Origin of the sequence: Streptosporangium sp. NPDC000095, from assembly GCF_042899335.1 — a bacterium.
Taxonomy (GTDB): Bacteria; Actinomycetota; Actinomycetes; order Streptosporangiales; family Streptosporangiaceae; genus Streptosporangium.
Window position 1 is genome coordinate 203,575 of the sequence record NZ_JBIAZS010000007.1, and the last position, 19,904, is coordinate 223,478.

General features: G+C 70.9%; 18 protein-coding genes. 7 read left to right on the forward strand and 11 right to left on the reverse strand.

The genetic code is table 11. The features are described from left to right. Window positions 1-33: 33 nt before the first annotated feature. Both ACFY3V_RS18095 and ACFY3V_RS18100 read right to left on the reverse strand, forming a co-directional pair. Complete coding sequence (locus tag ACFY3V_RS18095; protein WP_389774525.1) at window positions 34-2,130, reverse strand: 3-hydroxyacyl-CoA dehydrogenase NAD-binding domain-containing protein; 2,097 nt, start codon at window positions 2,128-2,130, stop codon at window positions 34-36. Continuing rightward, window positions 2,127-3,326 carry a thiolase family protein gene (locus ACFY3V_RS18100; RefSeq protein ID WP_389774528.1) on the reverse strand — a complete coding sequence of 400 codons (1,200 nt, stop codon included), beginning with the start codon at window positions 3,324-3,326 and terminating at the stop codon, window positions 2,127-2,129. The genes ACFY3V_RS18095 and ACFY3V_RS18100 overlap by 4 nt, the downstream gene beginning before the upstream one ends. A 201-nt stretch (window positions 3,327-3,527) precedes the next feature. Here ACFY3V_RS18100 and ACFY3V_RS18105 point away from each other — a divergent pair, with 201 nt between their 5' ends. After that, window positions 3,528-4,520: a LacI family DNA-binding transcriptional regulator gene (locus ACFY3V_RS18105; protein WP_362900229.1), complete on the forward strand. Its 993-nt coding sequence runs from the start codon at window positions 3,528-3,530 to the stop codon at window positions 4,518-4,520. Window positions 4,521-4,705: 185 nt separating this feature from the next. Here the strand turns inward: ACFY3V_RS18105 and ACFY3V_RS18110 are convergent, their stop codons facing one another. The 4 genes from ACFY3V_RS18110 to ACFY3V_RS18125 form a co-directional block, all read right to left on the reverse strand. Further along, a complete protein-coding gene (locus tag ACFY3V_RS18110) occupies window positions 4,706-5,452 on the reverse strand; it encodes a hypothetical protein (RefSeq protein ID WP_350946690.1) in 747 nt (248 codons plus the stop codon). 126 nt (window positions 5,453-5,578) lie between these two features. Then, window positions 5,579-6,424 carry a sugar phosphate isomerase/epimerase gene (locus tag ACFY3V_RS18115; RefSeq protein WP_350946691.1) on the reverse strand — a complete coding sequence of 282 codons (846 nt, stop codon included), beginning with the start codon at window positions 6,422-6,424 and terminating at the stop codon, window positions 5,579-5,581. Next, the gene (locus tag ACFY3V_RS18120) at window positions 6,421-7,569 is read right to left on the reverse strand and encodes a dihydrodipicolinate synthase family protein (RefSeq protein ID WP_362900226.1); all 1,149 of its coding nucleotides are present in this window, start codon (window positions 7,567-7,569) and stop codon (window positions 6,421-6,423) included. Before ACFY3V_RS18120 ends, ACFY3V_RS18115 begins: the two co-directional genes overlap by 4 nt. Beyond that, window positions 7,569-8,711, reverse strand: coding sequence for a Gfo/Idh/MocA family oxidoreductase (locus tag ACFY3V_RS18125; protein WP_362900224.1), 1,143 nt, complete (start codon window positions 8,709-8,711; stop codon window positions 7,569-7,571). Before ACFY3V_RS18125 ends, ACFY3V_RS18120 begins: the two co-directional genes overlap by 1 nt. Window positions 8,712-9,183: 472 nt before the next feature. Here ACFY3V_RS18125 and ACFY3V_RS18130 point away from each other — a divergent pair, with 472 nt between their 5' ends. Beyond that, window positions 9,184-9,828, forward strand: a complete 645-nt coding sequence (locus ACFY3V_RS18130; RefSeq protein ID WP_362900222.1) for an HNH endonuclease family protein — start codon at window positions 9,184-9,186, stop codon at window positions 9,826-9,828. Window positions 9,829-10,231: 403 nt separating this feature from the next. Then, window positions 10,232-10,705 (forward strand): ATP-binding protein, encoded by a 474-nt coding sequence (locus ACFY3V_RS18135; protein ID WP_362900220.1) that lies wholly within the window; start codon window positions 10,232-10,234, stop codon window positions 10,703-10,705. A gap of 108 nt (window positions 10,706-10,813) precedes the next feature. Here ACFY3V_RS18135 and ACFY3V_RS18140 read toward each other — a convergent pair whose 3' ends face one another. Together ACFY3V_RS18140 and ACFY3V_RS18145 are read right to left on the reverse strand one after the other, a co-directional pair. Beyond that, window positions 10,814-12,040, reverse strand: a complete 1,227-nt coding sequence (locus ACFY3V_RS18140; protein WP_389774534.1) for an HRDC domain-containing protein — start codon at window positions 12,038-12,040, stop codon at window positions 10,814-10,816. Beyond that, complete coding sequence (locus tag ACFY3V_RS18145; protein ID WP_350946697.1) at window positions 12,037-12,633, reverse strand: DUF3000 domain-containing protein; 597 nt, start codon at window positions 12,631-12,633, stop codon at window positions 12,037-12,039. Before ACFY3V_RS18145 ends, ACFY3V_RS18140 begins: the two co-directional genes overlap by 4 nt. Before the next feature lie 699 nt (window positions 12,634-13,332). On the opposite strand from ACFY3V_RS18145, the gene hemE reads away from it, so the two are divergent. Continuing rightward, entirely contained in the window at window positions 13,333-14,370 is a 1,038-nt protein-coding gene (gene hemE, locus ACFY3V_RS18150) for a uroporphyrinogen decarboxylase (RefSeq protein ID WP_362900214.1), read from the forward strand. 133 nt (window positions 14,371-14,503) lie between these two features. On the opposite strand, the gene ACFY3V_RS18155 is transcribed toward hemE, so the two are convergent. Continuing rightward, window positions 14,504-15,556: a DUF4349 domain-containing protein gene (locus ACFY3V_RS18155; RefSeq protein WP_362900212.1), complete on the reverse strand. Its 1,053-nt coding sequence runs from the start codon at window positions 15,554-15,556 to the stop codon at window positions 14,504-14,506. A 154-nt stretch (window positions 15,557-15,710) separates the two neighbouring features. Here ACFY3V_RS18155 and hemG point away from each other — a divergent pair, with 154 nt between their 5' ends. The 3 genes from hemG (at window position 15,711) to ACFY3V_RS18170 (ending at window position 18,745) form a co-directional block, all read left to right on the forward strand. After that, window positions 15,711-17,153 (forward strand): protoporphyrinogen oxidase, encoded by a 1,443-nt coding sequence (hemG, locus tag ACFY3V_RS18160; RefSeq protein WP_362900210.1) that lies wholly within the window; start codon window positions 15,711-15,713, stop codon window positions 17,151-17,153. A gap of 2 nt (window positions 17,154-17,155) precedes the next feature. Continuing rightward, a complete protein-coding gene (hemQ, locus tag ACFY3V_RS18165; RefSeq protein WP_350946701.1) occupies window positions 17,156-17,857 on the forward strand; it encodes a hydrogen peroxide-dependent heme synthase in 702 nt (233 codons plus the stop codon). A gap of 351 nt (window positions 17,858-18,208) precedes the next feature. Next, on the forward strand, window positions 18,209-18,745 hold the full coding sequence (locus ACFY3V_RS18170) for a hypothetical protein (RefSeq protein ID WP_362900208.1): 537 nt from the start codon (window positions 18,209-18,211) through the stop codon (window positions 18,743-18,745). Here ACFY3V_RS18170 and ACFY3V_RS18175 read toward each other — a convergent pair. Both ACFY3V_RS18175 and msrB read right to left on the reverse strand, forming a co-directional pair. After that, window positions 18,727-18,861: a hypothetical protein gene (locus ACFY3V_RS18175; protein WP_350946703.1), complete on the reverse strand. Its 135-nt coding sequence runs from the start codon at window positions 18,859-18,861 to the stop codon at window positions 18,727-18,729. The genes ACFY3V_RS18170 and ACFY3V_RS18175 overlap by 19 nt on opposite strands. A gap of 175 nt (window positions 18,862-19,036) precedes the next feature. Continuing rightward, window positions 19,037-19,438 carry a peptide-methionine (R)-S-oxide reductase MsrB gene (gene msrB, locus ACFY3V_RS18180; protein ID WP_350946704.1) on the reverse strand — a complete coding sequence of 134 codons (402 nt, stop codon included), beginning with the start codon at window positions 19,436-19,438 and terminating at the stop codon, window positions 19,037-19,039. Between the last annotated feature and the right edge of the window lie 466 nt (window positions 19,439-19,904).

Here is a 19,904-nt window from a genome sequence, read left to right on the forward strand (position 1 = left end):
GTTCCCGAGGGAAGGGGCCGCGAGAAGGAGACGTCAGGCGGGGACCGAGGCCACGCCCGGCGGCAGGAATCGCGGCTCGGCGATGCCCGTCCGGTCCAGGTACGGGGTGACGCCGCCCAGGTGGAACGGCCAGCCCGCACCGAGGATCATGCACAGGTCGATGTCCTGGGGAGCGGAGACCACACCCTCCTGGAGCATGAGGCGGATCTCCTCGGCCAGCGCCCGCAGCGCCCGCAGCCGCACCTCCTCCGCCGTCGACGGGGAGGTGCCGCCGGCGAAGAGGGCGACCGCCTCGGGGTCCAGCGAGAAGTCCGGCGCGTAGACACCGGGCCTGCCCGCCGCGACGAGCCGGGCGAGGTTCTCCGACACCCCGTAGCGGGCGGGGAAGGCCTCGTGCATCGTCTCGGCGACGTGCAGCGCCACGGCGGGGCCGACGAGTTGCAGCAGCGCGAACGGGGTCATCGGCAGGCCCAGCCCGTCCAGCGCGTGGTCGGCGACCTCAAGCGGGGTGCCCTCGTCGACGGCGCCGATGACCTCGCCCATGAAGCGCGTCAGCAGGCGGTTGACCACGAACGCGGGCGCGTCCTTGACCAGCACGGACGACTTCTTCAGCGACCGTCCGACGGAGAAGGCCGTGGCGAGCGTCGCGTCGTCGGTCTTCGCTCCCCGCACGATCTCCAGCAGCGGCATCACCGCGACCGGGTTGAAGAAGTGGAAGCCCACGACGCGCTCCGGGTGGCGCAGCCCCGAGGCCATCTCGGTCAGCGACAGCGAGGAGGTGTTCGTGGCGAGCACGCACTCGGCGGAGACGACCTCCTCCACCTCGGCGAACACCTTCCGCTTGACCTTCATGTCCTCGAAGACCGCCTCGATGACGAAGTCGGCGTCGGCGAACGCGTCCTTGGTCAGCGAGCCGGTCACCAGGGCCTTGAGCCGGTTGGCCTGGTCGGCGGAGAGGCGCCCCTTGCCGAGCAGCTTGTCCACCTCGGCGTGGACGTATCCCACGCCCTTGTCGAGGCGGTCCTGGTCGAGGTCGGTCAGCACGACCGGGACCTCCAGGCGGCGCGCGAACAGCAGCGCCATCTGCGAGGCCATCAGGCCCGCGCCGACGACGCCGATCTTGGTCACCTTGCGGGCCAGCGCCTTGTCGGGGGCGCCCGCGGGCTTCTTGGCCCGCCGCTGGACCAGGTCGAAGGAGTACAGGCCGGCGCGAAGCTCGTCGCCCATGAGGAGGTCGGCGAGGGCCTCGTCCTCGGCGGCGAACCCCTCGTCGCGCGACGCGGTGCGGGCCAGCTCGACCAGCTCCAGCGCCCGATAGGGGGCCGGGGAGGCGCCGTGCAGCCTCATGTCGAGCAGGAAGCGCGCGTCGGCGACCGTCTTGGCCCAGTCGTCCCCGGTGTGGTCGGTGCGGGAGACCGTCACCTCGCCGCGCAGCACCTGGGCGGCCCAGCGCAGCGACTCCTCCAGGAAGTCGGCGGGCTCGAACATCGCGTCGGCGACGCCGAGCGCGAACGCCTCCCCGCCCTTGATCATGCGGTTCTGCGCGAGCGGGTTCTCGACGATCAGCTTGACGGCCGCGGCCGGGCCGATCAGCCGGGGCAGCAGCTGGGTGCCGCCCCAGCCGGGGACCAGGCCGAGGAAGCACTCGGGAAGTGCCACCGCGGCCACGCCCGAGGAGATGGTCCGGTAGGTGCAGTGCAGCGCGACCTCCAGGCCGCCGCCCATGGCCGCGCCGTTGACGAACGCGAACGAGGGCACGTCCAGCTCGCCGAGACGGCGGAACACGTCGTGCCCCAGCCTGCCGATCAGCAGCGCCTGCTCGCGCTCGGAGACCAGCGCGGCGCCCTTGAGGTCGGCGCCGACGGCGAAGACGAACGGCTTGCCGACGACACCCACGGCCGCCAGGTCGCCGCGTGCGGCGACCGCGTCCAGGGCCTCGCCCAGCGAGGTCAGCCCGGCGGGGCCGAACGTCGAAGGCTTGGTGTGATCGAAGCCGTTGTCCAGCGTGATCAGGGCCATGGTGCCCGCCCCGTAGGGCAGTTCCACGTCGCGCACGGCCGCCCGGGTGACGACCTCGTCGGCGAAGAGCCGCGTGATGTCCGTCTCGCTGTTCGTCTTGTTGTCCGTCACTTCTCGCCCTCCCAGCCGAGGTTCTCCCAGATGACCGTTCCGCCCATGCCCAGGCCCACGCACATCGTGGTCACGCCGTAGCGGACGTCGGGGCGCTCCCCGAACTCGCGGGCGAGCTGCGTCATCAGACGCACCCCGGAGGAGGCGAGCGGGTGGCCGAAGGCGATGGCGCCGCCGTAGGGGTTCACCCGGGGGTCGTCGTCGGCGATGCCGAAGTGTTCGAGGAACGCCAGCACCTGCACGGCGAACGCCTCGTTGATCTCGAACAGTCCCATGTCGGAGACGGAGAGCCCGGCCAGCCGCAGGGCCCGCTCGGTGGACGGGATCGGCCCGACACCCATCACCTCCGGGTCCACGCCCGCGAAGGCGTACGAGACCAGGCGCATCTTCGGCGCGAGGCCGAGCTCTTCGGCGACGTCGGCGGCGGCCACGACGCAGCCGGTGGCGCCGTCGTTGATGCCGGAGGCGTTGCCCGCGGTGACCCGGCCGTGCGGGCGGAACGGGGTCTTCAGCCCGGCGAGGCCCTCCAGCGTGGTGCCGGGGCGGGGGGCCTCGTCGGCCATGGCCAGCCCCCAGCCCTTCTCGGCGGACCTGGTCGCCATCGGGACCAGGTCCTGCTGGATCCTGCCGTCGGCGTACGCCTTGGCGACCTTCTCCTGGGAGGCGAGGGCGAAGGCGTCCGCGCGGTCCTTGGTGATGGAGGGGTAGCGGTCGTGGAGGTTCTCCGCGGTCATGCCCATGACGAGGGCGGATTCGTTCACGAGCCGTTCGGCCAGGAACCGGGGGTTGGGATCGACGCCCTCGCCCATGGGGTGGCGGCCCATGTGCTCGACGCCACCGGCGATCGCGACGTCGTAGGCGCCGAAGGCGATGCCGCCGGCGACCGAGGTCACCGCGGTCATCGCGCCCGCGCACATACGGTCGATCGAGTAGCCGGGCACGGTCTTGGGCAGCCCGGCCAGGATCGCGGCGGAGCGGCCGAGGGTGAGGCCCTGGTCGCCGATCTGCGTGGTGGCCGCGATGGCCACCTCGTCGACGCGCTCGGGAGGCAGATTCGGGTTTCGCCGGATCAGCTCGCGGATGACGCGGATCACCAGGTCGTCGGCGCGCGTCTCGGCGTACAGGCCCTTGGGGCCCGACCTGCCGAATGGTGTGCGCACACCGTCGACGAATACGACGTCACGAGACGAAGGCACGGGTTCGCTCCTCGTTGCTGGATGGCTTCCCCACCATGCTACTCGTCAGTAACAAGGTTTGGTGCGGCCGGGTGGACGGGAGGTGGGTAAGTTGTCCCCAGGAGTGTGCGGGCTCACGCCCCACCTCGCGGGCCCGTGTCCGGGGTGCGGGGCGAGGGTAACTCTGACAGACTTTGGAAAACGCTTTCCAGGAGGTTGTCGGTGGTCACGCTTGAGGATGTCGCCCGGCATGCGGGCGTCTCGCTCGCCACGGCGTCACGGGTGCTCAACGGCAGCACCCGGCAGGTGGGCGCACCCCTGCGGGCCAAGGTGGAGCTGGCCGCCGCCGAGCTGGGATACCGCACCAACGTGGCCGCGCAGACCCTCGCCAGGGGTGCGAGCAACGTGATCGGCCTGGTCGTCCACGACCTCACCGACCCCTACTTCGCCGCGATCGCCGACGGGGCGATGCGGGTCGCCGAGAGCCAGGGGCTCATGGTCATGATCGGCACCACCCACCGTGACCCCGAGCGGGAGATCGCCTATGTCTCGACGCTCAACGCGCAGCGGGTCCGTGCCGTGCTGCTCGTCGGCTCCCGGGTCACCGACCCGCGGACGACCCAGAGGCTCCGGGCGGAGCTCGACCGCTACCGGGAGTCCGGGGGCCGGGTCGCCTGCGTGGGCCAGGATCTGCTCGGCGTCGACACGGTGGTGCCGGACAACCGCCGGGGCGCCGCCGAACTGGCCCGCGCTCTCGCCGGGCTGGGGCACCGGAACTTCGCGATCCTCGCCGGGCCCGACTGGCTGATCGCGCCCAGGGACAGGGTGGAGGGCTTCGCCGGCGCGCTGGAGGAGCTCGGCCTGCCCGCGCCGCGAGTCCTGCACGGCACCTTCGACCGGGAGGGCGGCTACGCGGCGGCCACCCGGACCTCCGGGGTCACGTGCGTCTTCGCCGTCAACGACGTGATGGCGGTGGGCGCCCTCGCCTCCTTCAGAGACCGGGGCGTCCGGGTGCCCGAGGACGTGTCCGTGGCCGGGTTCGACGACATCTCCACCCTGCGCGACCTGGTTCCCTCGCTGTCCACGGTGCGGCTGCCGCTCGCCGACATGGGCGCCCGTGCGCTGGAGCTCGCCCTCGGCCCGTCCGAGGAGGTCCGGGCCGAGGCCGTGACCGGTGAGGTGATCCTCCGGGAGAGCAGCCGCGGCCTGGGATGACATGACAGGCGGTCGGGAGCCGGGACGACATGACAGGCGGCCACGGCCCGGAGAGGTACGGCAGAGGCCACGGCCCGGGGTGACACGACAGGTGGCCCGGACACCCCTGGGGCGGTCCGGGCCGATCGTGTGTCGCGGGAAAACGCGGCGAAACGTGGGGAGAAGGGAGACGCGGGGGAGCGGGGTCAGCGCATGCCGGGAACGGGGTTTCCCCGCTCGTTGACCGGCGGGACCATGATCTGCCCGCGCAGCCAGCGGATCGTCCTGATGACCCCGTCACCGTATCCGGGAGAGTGCTGGCGCCCCCGGCCGAGCTGCCGGGACACGTCCTCGGCCGCGCTCTCCTCCATGCCGAGGTTGAGGCCGGTCGGTCCGTGCATGGGGCGAGGCGTGTTGCGGACCGGGGACTTCCTGCGGGTGCCGAGCACCCATTCGCACACGGCGACGGTGCCCGCGCACCACTCCTTCTCCCACTCGCCCGCGGCGTTGGGTCGGCCCTGGCGGGCCAGCTCGGCGACGGCGGCGATCTCGTCCTCGGTGCGCAGGATCACGCCACGCCCGCCGACCAGGTGTCCCCAGCCTTCCGAGGAGCGGCGGCCGGGGATGGGCAGGCCGTCCTTGGCGCCGATCAACCAGTTCAGGGTGCTGATCACCCCGTCGGCCGGCAGGACCCGGCCCTCGCGCGGAACCCGCTCGGCGGCGTCGATCTCGGCGCGCGCCTCCGCGAGGGTGGGCGGGGATCCCGAGGAGGGACGACCGCTGATCGGCGCCTGCTCCCGCTTTCCCAGGGCCCAGAGAATCGCCTCTCCCTGGCCCGAGGGGGCGGAGTCGGGGTTGGCGGCCTCCCACTCCCTGATCGTCTCCAGCACGGCCATCACGTGTTCCGGCGGCCGCTGTATGGCGGGGCGGGCTTCGCTTTCTGCGGTCGTCATGTCCCTACCGTACGAGTACCTGACACGTCACTCCACCGTGAAGCGGTAATCCGGGCTCGGCGAATACGTTTTTCCTCCCGCTGGAACGGTCCTTCGCTCAGAAAAATCGTGGCGGGAGAGTGCCCGTCACCCCCCGACGAACTCGGCGAAGGCGGCCTTCACCCTGGACAGGATCTCGTCGGGGTCGGCCGCCCACACCTCGGCGTTGAAGATCTCGACCTCGACGTCCCCCGTGTAGCCCGCCTCGGCCACCGCCCGGGTCATCGGGGCGAAGTCGATGACGCCCTCACCCATGATCCCCCGGCCGAGCAGCACGTCGGCGGGGAGCGGCGACAGGAAGTCGCACACCTGGTAGCTCGCGATCCGGTCCGAGGCCCTCGCGATCTGCTCAAGCACCCGCGGGTCCCACCACACGTGGAAGGTGTCGACGACGACGCCCACCTGTTCGCAGGGGTGCGCCTCGGCGAGGTCGAGTGCCTGGGCGAGGGTGGACAGCACGGCCCGGTCGGCGCAGTACATCGGGTGCAGTGGTTCGAGGGCGAGCCTCACCCCGCGTTCGCCCGCGTACGGTGCCAGCACGGCCAGTGCCTCGGCGACCCGCTCCCGCGCCGCGGGCAGGTCGCGGGAGATCGTGCCGGGTGGCTCGCCGGGCACCACGCCGGGCAGGCCGCCGACCACCATGACCAGGCAGGCGGCGTTCAGCGCCGCGGCCTCGTCGATCGCCCTGCGGTTGTCGTCCAGGGCGTTCTGTCCGCCCGAGGTGAGGAAACCGCCCCGGCACAGCGACGACACCCGCAGCCCGGCGTCCGCGACGAGCTTCACGGTCTCCTCCAGGCCCGCCGCGGCGACGTCCTGCCGCCACAGGCCGATGGCCTCGACGCCGTGCCGCACGCACCCGTCGACGGCTTCGGCAACCGACCACCGTTTCGTGGTCCACTGGTTCAGCGAGAGACGGCTCGTTCGCGCGATCACAGGCCGTTCACCGCCAGCAGGGAGCGCATCCGGGAGACCGCCAGCTCGGGATCGGCCAGCAACCCGGCCCGGTCGGCCAGCCGGAACACCTCGGCCAGGTGGGGCAGGGATCTGGCCGCCTGAGCGCCGTTGACCATGCTGAAGGCGTCCTGGTGGCCGTTGAGCCACGCGAGGAGGACGATGCCCGTCTTGTAGTTGTACGTCGGCGCCTCGAAGATCTTCCGCGAGAGCGGGACCGTGGGCTCCATGATCTCGTCGTACCGTCGCAGGTCGCCCGCGTCGAGTGCCTCCAGGGCCGCGGCGGCGGCGGGGGCGATCGCGTCGAAGATCCCCAGCAGCGCGTGGCTGCCCGACGCGATCAGCGAGGGGTAGTTGAAGTCGTCGCCGGTGTAGAGCCGTACGCCCTCGGGCAGTGCCGCGCGCAACCCGATCTCGTGCTCGGCGTCCAGCAGCGAGACCTTGACCCCGTCCACCTTCGCCGCGTGGTCGCGGATCAGGGAGAGGAACGACGCGGTCGCCTCGGCCACGTCGCGCGAGCCCCAGTAGCCCGCCAGGTTCGGGTCGAACATCTCGCCCAGCCAGTGCAGGATCACCGGGCGGTCGACCCCGGAGAGCAGCTCGCCGTAGACCCGGTGGTAGTCCTCCGGACCTCGCGCGATCGCGGCCAGCCGGCGGCTCGCCATCACGATGACCCCGGCGCCCGCGTCCCGCACGGTCTCGATCTGCTCGGTGTAGGCCGCCACGATCTCGTCCAGGGTCCGGGCGTGCGGGGCCTGGTCGGTGCCCGCGCCGCAGGCCACCAGCTCCGCCGGGTCGCCGAAGGCCTTCGCCTCGGCGGCGCTGCGCCGGATCAGCTCGCGGGTGGCCGTCCAGTCGAGCCCCATGTTGCGCTGGGCGGTGTCCATGGCGTCGGCGACGCGCAGCCCGTACGACCACAGATGGTGGCGAAAACGCAGGGTGGCGTCCCAGTCGACGGCGGCGGGGGAGCCCGGGGTGTTGTCGCCGAGGGGATCGGCGACCACGTGGGCGGCGGCGTAGACGACGCGGCTCACGGCGGGGCCCGCGGGCCTGCTCCAGGTGACCGGCTCGCGCAGGGTGTGCTCCCCGCCGGGCAGCGTGATCCGCGCGATCCTCGGCGCGGCCATCACGGCTCCACCGGCAGGCGGCGGCCCTCCGCGGAGGAGCGCAGGCCCAGCTCGGCGAGGCGGACGCCGCGCGCTCCCGAGGCGAAGTCGTAGGGGAAGGGCGCGTCCTCGGCCACGTGGCGGACGAACCGCTCCCACTGGATCTTGAAGCCGTTGTCGAACTCCGTGTTGTCCGGCACCTCCTGCCAGCCGTCCCTGAAGCGGGCGGTGGCGGGCAGATCGGGGTTCCACACCGGCTTGGGAGTGGCGGCGCGGTGCTGGATCCGGCAGTCGCGCAGACCGGCGACCGCGCTGCCGTGCGTGCCGTCGACCTGGAACTCCACCAGCTCGTCGCGGTTCACCCTCACGCTCCAGGAGGAGTTGATCTGCGCGATGATCCCGCCCTCCAGCTCGAACACCCCGTAGGCGGCGTCGTCGGCGGTGGCCCGATAGGTCTCACCCCGCTCGTCCACCCTCTCGGGGATGTGGGTGACGGCCTGGGCGTAGACCGAGGTGACCCGGCCGAACAGGTTCTCCAGCACGTAGGCCCAGTGCGGGAACATGTCGAGGACGATGCCGCCGCCGTCCTCGGAGCGGTAGTTCCACGACGGGCGCTGCGCCTCCTGCCAGTCGCCCTCGAACACCCAGTAGCCGAACTCGCCGCGCACCGACAGGATCCTGCCGAAGAAGCCGCCGTCGATCAGGCGCCTGAGCTTGAGCAGGCCGGGAAGGAAGAGCTTGTCCTGCACGACGCCGTTCTTCACCCCCCTGGCGGTCGCGGCCTCGGCGAGCGCCAGCGCGTCCTCGTACGTCTCGGCGGTCGGCTTCTCCGCGTAGACGTGCTTGCCCGCCTCGATCGCCGCGAGCACGGCCTTCACGCGGGCCTGGGTGACCTGGGCGTCGAAGTAGATCAGGTTGGCGTCGTCGGCGAGGGCGGTGTCGAGGTCGGTGGTCCAGGACTCGATGTCGTGGTGGTCGGCCAGCCTCTGCAACTTCTCGGCGTTGCGGCCCACCAGCACCGGTCTGAGCAGGACCCTCTCGCCGCCCGACAGGGGCACGCCGCCCTGCTCGTTGATCGCCAGGACAGAGCGGACCAGGTGCTGGCGGTAGCCCATGCGGCCCGTGACGCCGTTCATCACCACGCCGATGCTTTGCGGGGACATCTTTCTCCGACCTCTGAGGAAAGCGCTTTCCTTTCCACCGTACGACAGTCGTCCCGCCTGCGGCAAGCGCCGGGCGATGTCCGGATGAGCGGGATGCCGGCCGGTGCCCCTCGGAGTCGCGGGGCGGGAACGCCGGCCGGGGCCGGGGCGAGGTCGCCGAGGTGGTCCTGAGGTCCGGACCGGAGGATTCCCGGCGTTTCCCGGAGATATTCCGGCGTTCACGAGATCTTTACAACACGTTCGCGAGAAAAGGGCGGGTGAAAGAGAGCCTCGCGTTTTCCGTGTCCCACGTCATCGCAGCTGAAACGCGTCCGAGCGCGCATCAGGGCAGTATCCGACCAAGCACGTCCTGACTCGTCGTCAAAGCATGACATTTCCGTATTTGTCATGAGTTGAGACGTTCCGTCTGTCCTCCTCTCGCCGTGCCCAGACCCCTCGACTGGCCGAGGTGGAGCGACAGAAGGGGCCACTCGTGAAACGAGTCGTCACCGGGATTTCCGCTGCCCTCACGCCGATTCTCCTCACCGTCTCCCTGGCCGTCTCCCTGACGACAGGGGCGGCGTCGGCGACCCCGCCCAACATTCCCTCCGCGGCCACCGCCGCGAGCAGGCTCGCGACGCTCACCGTCGCCGCGGAGACGAACCAGTCCTCCTACAGCCGGTCGTTGTTCAATCACTGGATCACCATCAGCGGCTCCTGCAACACCAGGGAGACGGTGCTCAAAAGGGACGGCACGGGAGTGGTCGTCGACTCCGGTTGCGCGGCCGTCTCCGGCCGGTGGTACTCCCCGTTCGACGGCGCCACCTGGACCGCCGCGAGTGACGTCGACATCGACCACATGGTGCCGCTGGCCGAGGCGTGGCGTTCGGGTGCCTACGCGTGGACCAGCGCGCAGCGCCAGGAGTACGCGAACGATCTGGGCGGGCCCGAGCTGTGGGCGGTGACCGACAACGTCAACCAGGCCAAGGGCGACCAGGACCCCTCGACGTGGCGGCCACCGCTGGCGAGCTTCCACTGCACCTACGCCAGGGCGTGGATCCAGGTGAAGTACTACTGGAAGCTGACCCTGCAGAGCTCGGAGAAGAGCGCCCTGCAGAGCATGCTCGCGAGCTGCTGAGCCTCCCGCCCCGCCGGCCCCCGCCGTCCCCGCCCTGTTCGGGGCCGCCGTCCCCCGCAGTCCGGGGCCGGTGTCCCCGAGCCCCCCGGGGGCGGTGGCGGTGGGGGCCCGGCCTCCGGAGCCGTGACGTCGCGAAGAGGATGATCATCTTGGTTGCGTGATATTCCGTGGCACTGAATGTCCGCCGAACTCCATATCGGATCGCATTCCTCATGAAAGGCCGACATTGAGACCGGTGCGGGTGAATGCCCCGGGTTATTCGACGGCCGCGCGGAAAATGCCGGGAAGCGCTGGGCTGTCATGTGTCGAGCCGGACACGAAGGGTAGTCGTTCTTCGAAGGGATTCCCCGCGAAGGTGGATGTGAAGACGGCGATTCGTGAAACCAGGTGGAGGGCTTCGGGCATGAAGACGGGAAAACTCACGGAGGTATTTCTGGACAGCGCCTACGAATCGGTCGGACGGGCCCGCCATGAGACGCGTGAGGCCCTCGGTCCCGACCACGTCCTGCTGTCCGATGTCGTCCAGGTGGTCTCCGAGTTGCTGGCGAACGCCGTGGAGCACGCCGACCCCGGCCTGGTGGACGACCTGATCGGTCTCACCCTGACCGCCACCCACGACTCCGTCCACGTCGAGGTCTCCGACCCCGGCTCCGCCTCGCGCGCGCCGCACATCTCGTGGCGCCGGCCTTTCGAGGCCAGGCGCGGTCGGGGTCTGCTCATCGTCGACCGGCTCTCCGGTGGACGCTGGGGGACCCGCGAGCACGGCCGCGGGCTGGGCCGGACGGTGTGGTGCGCCATCCCCTACGTGCGGCCGGAGCCGGCCGGTGACGAGAGCGACGAGGCGGAACGCCCTCTTTCCGCGGCCTGCCGGAACTGAGCCGGCCTGGAGCGTTCCCGAGGCCGGGGATCCGGGCCGGTGTGGACGTGCTCGGCCCGGTCCCGGGAGTGGAACGGGAAGTGATCTACTTTGTAAAGGGCGGGGGCCTCACGCCTGACCCTTGATCTCCAAACGGAGCAGGGCCTTGGCGATCGGATGGGCCGTCAGCCCGATCTGCCACTCCCTGGCACCCAGCTCACGCAGCCGGGCGACCACGCTCTCGTCACTGATGACCGGGGGTGGCTCCCAGGTCAGGCGGCGTATCGCGTCGGGCTGGATCAGGTTCTCCGCAGGCATGTGATGCTCGTCGGCGAGCGCGGCCACCACGGCCCTGGCGGCGGCGAGCCGGCGGGCGGCCACCGGGTCGCGGTCCATCCACCGGTTGGCCGGTGGCGGCCCGTCGCCGGGGGCGCTGGGCTGCGGCAGCTCCGAGTCGGGCAGTGAGCGGGCGGTGCCGATCGCAGCCAGCCAGTCGCGCAGGTGCCGCCGGGCGCTGCGGCCGGTGAACGGGGGAATGTCGGTGAGCGCCTTGGTGGTGCGGGGCAGCTCAAGCGCGGCTGTCACGATCGCCGAGTCGGGCAGGACCCGGCCGGGGGCGACGTCGGACTGGCGGGCGAGCTCGTCGCGGAGTGTCCACAGCTCCCGCACCACCGCCAGCCCGCGCAGCGAGCGGACCTTGTGGATCCCCGAGGTTCGCCGCCACGGGTCGGAGCGCGGGGTCGGCGCCTTGTGTGCGAGCACGGCGGCGAACTCCTCCCGCGCCCACTCCAGCTTGCCGCTGGAGATCAGCTCCTCGTGCAGGACGTCGCGGAGCTCGATCAGGACCTCGACGTCGAGGGCGGCATAGCGCAGCCAGTCTTCCGGCAGAGGTCGGGTGGACCAGTCGGCGGCCGAGTGGCCCTTCTCCAGCCTGAATCCGAGGACGTTCTCGACCATCAGGCCGAGCCCGACCCGCTCGTAGCCGAGCAGTCGACCGGCCAGCTCGGTGTCGAACAGCTCTCGCGGGTGGAAGCCCACCTCCGCCAGGCACGGCAGGTCCTGGGAGGCCGCGTGCAGCACCACCTCCGCGTCGGCGAGCGCCGCGTCGAGCTCCGACAGGTCGGGACAGCGGATGGGGTCGATCAGGGCGCTTCCCGCGCCCGCGCGGCGCAGCTGGACGAGATAGGCGCGGCCGCTGTAGCGGTAGCCGGAGGCGCGCTCGGCGTCGACGGCGACGGGGCCTGTGCCCTCGGCGAAGGCGCGTACCACGCGCGCGAGAGCCGCCGGATCCTCGACGACGGGTGGGATTCCCTCACGAGGTTCCAGCAGCGGGACTACGGTCGTCTCATCGGTCACGTTCTGAAGGGCTCCGGATCTTCGCGACGGCGCGGCGGCAGGGCCGCCACGTCGGGTGGCAGGGGTGGCATGCCCGCGGCAAGGCACATCAGGTCGCACCAGGCGGCGACATGGCCGGAGAGGTCCTCCTGCAGCGGCGACCAGGATGCGCGCAGCTCCAGCTCCGTGGTCACCGGGTCTTCGGCCTTGTTGCCGAAGCCCTCGGAGACCGCCCGGGTGACGGTGCCTCCGGCGGCGGCGTAGCCGGCGCCGTGGGCGTCGAGCGACTCGGTGAGCCAGCTCCACGCGACGGGTCCGAGCAGCGGGTCTTCGGTGATCTCCGGCTCCATGTCGGCTCGCACGTAGGCGACGAGCCTGAACTGGCCGTCCCAGCCGCGTTGGCCGTCGGGGTCGAAGAGCACGATGAGGCGGCCGACCGCGAGCTCGTCGTCGTCGCGGTACACCGACGCGCCGATCGCGGCCGAATAGGGGGCCAGGCGCTGCGGGGCCGGGATGTCCTCCAGCTCGATCTCGGGCCTGACCTCCGCGGGGCGCATGCTCGCCACCGCGCGCCTGAAGGCGGCGGGAGCGGGCGGCGCGTCACCGACGGTCATATCGGAAGCGTAGGTCGAAACTGATCGCATGGGGACCACTGGGGTGCGTATAGGAGCCATTGGAACCGATCAAGCCGCTGCCGACGGCCTGCGAGGGGCGAGGGTGAGCCCGCCGACGGGAACTTCCGGGAGGAGCTCGTGACCGCGCCCGGCGCGGACCCGTTCCGTGTCGGCCCATTCGTGACGCTCGCCCCGGTCGTGGCCGCGGGGATGGGACCGTTGGTGGGGACCCCGCCCGCGGGCGCAGGAGGCACGGTGCTCACCGCGACGTTCGGGTGAACTCCACATGGTGGACATCGCACGGGCCTTTCGTCGGGTCGTGGTCCGACGTTGGCACGTCGCGCCGACATTTCCGCGCAGCGTGCTCGGCGTGTCCCCAAAGTGGTGCGGGAATCGATGCCGCGCGGTGACTTGGCGAACATTTGGACCAGCCGAGGGCCGGGCCAGGATCGCCGATGAGAGGAACTGTACCCGGAAACATGATCGCCTCGCTCCGCCCGTTGTCATCTGCCGCGTGCCAACATCGGATTTCAGTGGACGAAGCTCTCAAAACCGGTAAAGCGCGATCGTTGTCATCGCTTGACAGTGTCTGTGGGGTGTGACGTGCGATCTCATTGAATAGTCGGTGATTTCGTATTGAACTCATCGGTCGAGGGCCTTGGTGAGCCGAGCGGTCTGTCGGCATGGCACCCTGGTGGGGTGACTTCCGAGCTCGTCGACTCCGCTTTCCTGCGTGCCTGCCGCCGCCGGCCCGTTCCTCACACGCCAGTGTGGTTCATGCGCCAGGCCGGTCGCTCGCTGCCCGAATACCGGGCGCTTCGCGAGGGAGTGCCGATGCTCACGGCCTGCGCCACCCCCGAGCTGGTCGTGGAGATCACGATGCAGCCGGTCCGCCGCTACGGCGTGGACGCGGCCATCCTCTTCAGCGACATCGTGGTCCCGCTCAAGGCGATCGGCGTCGACCTCGACATCAAGCCGGGCGTCGGACCGGTGGTGGCCGCGCCGATCAGGGACGCCGAGGCGGCCAAGGCGCTGCGGCCGATCGAGCCGGACGACGTCTCCTACGTCACCGAGGCCGTCCAGGCGCTGACGAAGGAGCTGGGCGCGACCCCCCTCATCGGGTTCGCGGGAGCGCCGTTCACGCTGGCCTCCTATCTCATCGAAGGCGGCCCCTCCAAGAACCACGACCACACCAAGGCCATGATGTACGGCGAGCCGGAGCTGTGGCACGCCCTCATGGACCGGCTGACCCAGATCACCCTGGGCTTCCTGCGCGTGCAGCTCGCCGCCGGGGCCTCCGCCGTCCAGCTCTTCGACTCCTGGGTCGGCGCGGTGTCACCCGACGACTACCGCGAGTTCGTCCTCCCCTACACCAGCCGGATCTTCGCGGGCCTGGCGGACCTGGACGTCCCGCGCATCCACTTCGGTGTCGGCACCGGCGAGCTGCTCGGCCTGCTCGGTCAGGCGGGGGCCGACGTCGTGGGCGTCGACTGGCGGGTCCCGCTCGACGAGGCCGCCTCGCGGGTCGGCCCCGGCAAGGCGCTGCAGGGCAATCTGGATCCGGCGATCCTGCTCGCCCCCTGGAAGGTCGTCGAGCGCCGCGCGGGCGAGATCCTCGCCCGCGCGGCCGAGACCGAGGGCCACGTGTTCAACCTGGGCCACGGAGTGCTGCCCGGCACCGACCCCGACCAGCTGGCCCGCCTCACCGACTTCGTCCACGAGACCTCGGCCCGCTGACCGGACCCGGCTCCCCAGCCGGAGCCGCTCCATCGCGGGCGGTCGGACGCCCGGCCCGCGCGCCCCGGGAGTTTACCCGAGGGCGCCTCGGAGGTGCTCCGCGCCGCACCCGGAGTGATCACGCCTCGGGCGTTCACCCGGGGGCGCCTCCCCGCCCCGGGCTCATGGGAACCGGTCCTCCGCCCTCGCTCTCCTTCGCGTCCTCGCCGTCCTCCGCCTCGTCGTAGCGATCCGGCTCGGGGTCCTCGGGCGCGGGGCCGAGTGGCCTGTCGCCACGTCCTGAGCGCCGTCCGCGGCGCAGGAGGGCCACCGCGAGCCAGACCAGGCCGATGAGGACGAGCCAGGGGAGCAGTACGCCCAGGAGCGTCAGGCCGACCTTGACGGCGGTGACGAAGGCGCTCCACCCCGTCCGCAGGCCGCCGAGGAAACCGGACGGCTCGTCCTCCTCCTGCGGAACCACCGTCGCGGGGCCGACCAGGTTCAGCGTCAGCGTCGCCACGCTCGTCTGTGAGGCGAGGGTCTTCTGCCTCGCCTGCAGGGACTCCAGCTCGCTCTCGCGGTTGGAGACCTCCCGCTCCACCTCGAGCACCTCGCCGATGGTGTTGGCCCGCTTCAGCAGTGTGCGCAGCGAGTCGAGCGCGGCCTTCGCCGACTTCAGCCGGCTCTCCACGTCGGCCACCTGCTCGGTGACGTCCTCGGTGTTCTGCTGCAGCGACTCGCGGGTGCCCAGATCCTTGCCCAGCCGGTCGAGCGCGCCGGGATAGTTCCCCGGCGGGATCTTGAAGACCAGCGTCGCGGAGCCCTCGCCGCCGGAGTGGGCGTCCGACCTCTCCATGGCCAGGTAGCCGCCCGCGGCGGTGACGATCTGCCGTGCCCGCTCGGCGGCGGCGGTGACGTCCTTGGCCCTGACCGTCATCTCCGCCGTGTAGATGATCGCCCTGTCCTGTGGGACCACCTTCACCTGGGCGGTCTTCTGTGCCTCGTTCTTCGGGGCTGTGTCCCTGCCCGAGGCGTCCTGCGGGGCCGCCTCGCCGACCTGGACGTCCCCCCGAGCACCGGAGCCGGCGGCGGGTGCCGCGGCGTCGGACGCGCTCTGCGACCCGCCCCCTCCTCCGCAGGCGGACACCAACAGCGCCAGGGCCACCAGGGGAGCGGCCAGGCGCGGACCACACCGGATTCTGCTCACTGATCTCATGAACCTCCTGACGCCCGGCGCGGTGAGGCGGTTCGACGCGGGCAGTCACGATGGCGTCACGTTCTTCACGCCGCCGGGTCACGGAGGTACCGGGGGCGTGAGCGGGATACGCGGGCGCGGGGAGGGGGCGATACGGTCGGGAGTCATGGAAGGCAAGCGGAGGCATGTGGTGGTCGTCGGCGGCGGGATCGCCGGGCTGGCCGCCGCGTGGCACCTGCGAGGGCGCGGCGAGCACCTCAGGGTGACCGTTCTCGACGGCGCCTCGCGGATCGGCGGCAAGCTGCACGCCACCGAGGTGGCGGGAGTCATGATGGACGCGGGTGCCGAGGCGATGCTCGCCCGGCGGCCCGAGGGCAAGGAGCTGGCCAGGCTGGCCGGGCTGGGCGACGAGCTGATGTCTCCCGGCACCGTCAAGGCGGGCATCCTGACCAGGGGGTCGCTGCGGCCCATGCCGGAGGGACACGTCATGGGCGTTCCCTCCGACGTCCTCGCGCTGGCCAGGTCGGGCGTGCTGAGCCCGGCGGGCCTGGCCCGGGTGCCCCTGGACCACATCCTTCCGGCCACGCGCGTCACCACCGACGTGTCGGTGGCGGCCTACATCCGGGCCAGGATGGGCGAGGAGGTGGTCGACCGGCTCGTCGAACCGTTGCTCGGCGGCGTCTACGCGGGCAGGGCCGAGCGGCTGTCGCTGGACGCGACCATGCCGAGGATCGCGATCGCGGCCAGGTCGGAGCGGTCGCTGCTCGCCGCGACCAGGGAGATCGTCGCCGACACCCCCAAGGACGCCGGCCCCGTCTTCACCACCCTGAGGCGAGGGATGGGCAGCCTGCCCGAGGTCGTCGCCGCCGCCTCGGGGGCCGAGATCAGGACCGGCGTCACGGTCAGGGAGCTGCGTCGGACCGAGGACGGCTGGCTGCTGGTCACTGGACCCGTCCCCGCTCCGGAGACCGTCGAGGCCGACGCGGTGATCATCGCCGTTCCCGCCCCCGCGGCGAGCCGTCTGCTCGCCGGGGAGGTGCCCCGGGCCGCCGCGGAGCTGGCCAGGATCGAGTACGCCAGCATGGCCATCGTCACCCTCGCCTACCCGCGCGAGGCGTTCCCCGCCCCGCCGACCGGCAGCGGCTACCTGGTCCCGGCCGTCGACGGGCGGCCGATCAAGGCCGCCACGTTCAGCTCGGTCAAGTGGCCGCACCTGGCCGAGAACGATCCCGGCCTGGTCCTGCTGCGCTGCTCGATCGGCAGGATCGGCGAGGAGGGCGTGCTGCAGCGCGACGACGCGGAGCTGGTCGCATTGGCGATCGCCGAGATGGTCGAGGTGATGGGCGTGCGCGGGCTGCCCCGCGACTCGCGGGTGACCCGGTGGGGAGGGTCTCTGCCGCAGTACGAGGTGGGCCACCTCGACCGGGTGGCCCGCATCCGGTCGGCCGCGGCCGACCAGCCCGGCCTGGCCCTGTGCGGTGCCGCCTACGACGGTCTCGGCATTCCTGCCTGCGTCGCCACTGCCCGTACCGCGGCGGCCCGGATTCTCGACCACCTCGATCCCGCGAGAGAATGGCGGGACAGTACCGATTCGTTGACAAAGGGGTGACGATGACGGACGCCAACCCGCGCCCCAAGGCGCGCGACCTGAACCAGGTGATCCGCTACACGATGTGGTCGGTCTTCAGGATGAAGGAGCGCTGTCCGGGCCACCGGGAGGGCATGGCCGCCGAGGTCGAGGAGCTTATGGCCCAGATGGGCCGCAAGGACGTGGTCACCCGCGGTCTGTACGACGTGTCGGGTTTCCGCGCCGACGCCGACTTCATGTTCTGGTGGCACGCCCCGACGGCGGAGGACCTGCAGGAGACCTACTCGCGCTTCCGCCGCACCGGCCTGGGACAGCTGGCCGAGCCGGTCTGGTCGGCCATGGCGCTGCACCGACCGGCCGAGTTCAACAAGTCACACATCCCGGCCTTCCTGGCCGAGGAGGAGCCGCGGGCGTACGTGAGCGTCTACCCGTTCGTGCGTTCCCTGGAGTGGTATCTCCTGGACGACGCCGACCGCCGCCGGATGCTCGCCGAGCACGGCAGGATGGCCCGCGACTACCCCGACGTGCGGGCCAACACCGTCGCCTGCTTCTCGCTGAACGACTACGAGTGGATGCTGGCCTTCGAGGCCGACGAGTTGCACCGCATCGTCGACCTGATGCGCGTCCTGCGAGGCGCCGAGGCCCGGCGGCACACCCGCGAGGAGACGCCCTTCTACACGGGGGTCCGCAAGCCGCCGAGCGAGCTGATCGCGGCGCTGCCGTAGCCTCCGCGCGTTCCTTCGCCGCGGGGCTTCGGCCCGGCGGCGAAGGGGAGGCGCGGCCGGGCACACTCCGTGAACCTCTCGAAACCCGTGAGGTTCGGGAGTTTCGTGAGGTGAGGGAAGTGTCTCCTGTGACGGACCGGCGGAAAATAATCCGCTGAAGGTCTCTTTACCGTCCCTTGGCTTTGTCATACTCGGGGAAAATCACCCGTCTATGTGAGGCCGAAGGTGAAAAGGGGCGAAGATCTGGCACGATCCAGGCGACGTGCTCGGGGGCGCCGGAGAAAGAAGTCTCGCTCACCCGTTCTCGAGGTCTCGGTGGCCGTCACCGCCTTCGCCGTGGGGGCCCTTGCGGTGAGCGGGTGGTTTTCCGGTGATCAGGCCTCGGCGGGCGGGATGACCCCGGCGCCGGTGCCGAGCGCCGTTCCCCGCGCCGCCGCACCGCCGCAGTCCCCCGTGTCGGGCGCGGTGGTGGCCGCCGAGGTGGACGGGAAGGGGGCGAAGAGCGAGGAGGAGGCCGCGAAACGGTCCAAGGCCGAGAAGAAGCGCCAGAAAGACAGGGAGACCGAGGCCTCGGGGCCGTCCAAGCACACCGACAAGAAGGCGGTGGCCTACTTCGAGAGCCGTAAGGCGACCAAGCGGGTCAAGGACATCCGCATGGTCGGCGGCTATCTGCGGATATACACGGACCTGCCGGAGAGCGCGAGCAACTCGAAGCAGGCGATCAAGCTCTGTGAGGCGGGGGTCGACTATCTCGTCGGAGAGCTCGGCGTGCCCAGCCCCGTGGTCTTCGTCCAGGCCGAGTTCGGGGAGAACGGCAACCCGGTCCTGGCCAACGTCCTCGGCCCCGACGACCCCGACTGCCGCCTCACCTATCCGAGTCCGCGATAGTCGACGCGGCGCGCCACCGGGGCCACCCGGACCCGGGTTTTGCCGCAGATCGAGCAGCGCTGGGTGACCACCCGGCCGATGGTCTCGATGATCTCCCATTTGTGGCGGAGATGCACGAGGACTCCTTAGACGATCACACTAAGCGAAACCGTGAATACCGTGGGTCGTCTGGCTCTGCCCCTCCTGGCGGCTCGTTAACCTTCCGGGCGGAGCGACATGACTGTCCGAACGCGTTGAAGGCCCCACCGGAGGTGCGCTCCGACGAGGCCTTCACGGGTGTGAGCCGGTAGCTTACTCGACGGGCTCCAGCCTCAGCGAGACGGAGTTGATGCAGTATCGGTCGTCGGTGGGGGTGCCGTAACCCTCGCCGTGGAACACGTGGCCCAGATGCGAGTCGCAGGTCGCGCACCTGACCTCGACGCGGGTCATGCCCATCGAGCGGTCCTCGATCAGGGTCACCGCCTCGGACTTCGACGGCTCGTAGAAGCTCGGCCAGCCGCAGTGGCTGTCGAATTTGGTATCGGACCTGAACAGTTCGGCGCCGCAGGCGCGGCAGCTGTAGACACCCACCGTCTTGGTGTCGACGTACTCCCCGGTGAAGGCGCGCTCGGTCCCCGCCTGGCGGAGCACGCGGAACTCCTCGGGAGAGAGCTGGACGCGCCACTCGGCGTCGCTCTTTACCACCTTGTCCATTCCACCAGCCTATGCGGTATCCGGGGTGGGCGGAGGGAGGAGATCCGGGGACGGGGGCGATCGGAGGGGGGTGTCCGGGAGGCCGCCAGCGTGTTGTGCGCGCCCGGAAAAATCTTGAAGGGCGAAGCATCCTTTTATGGCCGTTTTGGCGTCTTTAGGTATGTGGAGGGTGTTTCACCTTCCCGCTGAGGGGGGAGATCATCTGCCGGCCGTTCCACGCTCTGCGGATCGGCCATGATGCCACCGTCCGGGCGGCGCGCCAGCGTCCGGACGTCGGTGGGTACGACAGATGATCATGCTGGTCCGTCCCGTCGAGTGCCCGGTCCCGCCGCCGTGGCGGCTCCGGGGCGGACCACCCGTTTCGTCCGTCGTTCCCGGCCCGCCGCCTTCGGGTGCGCTTCCGAGGGGGACCCGGTGACTCCCGGTCTCGCGGTGTGCTCCGGGTGCCGGTTGACCTACGGTTGTC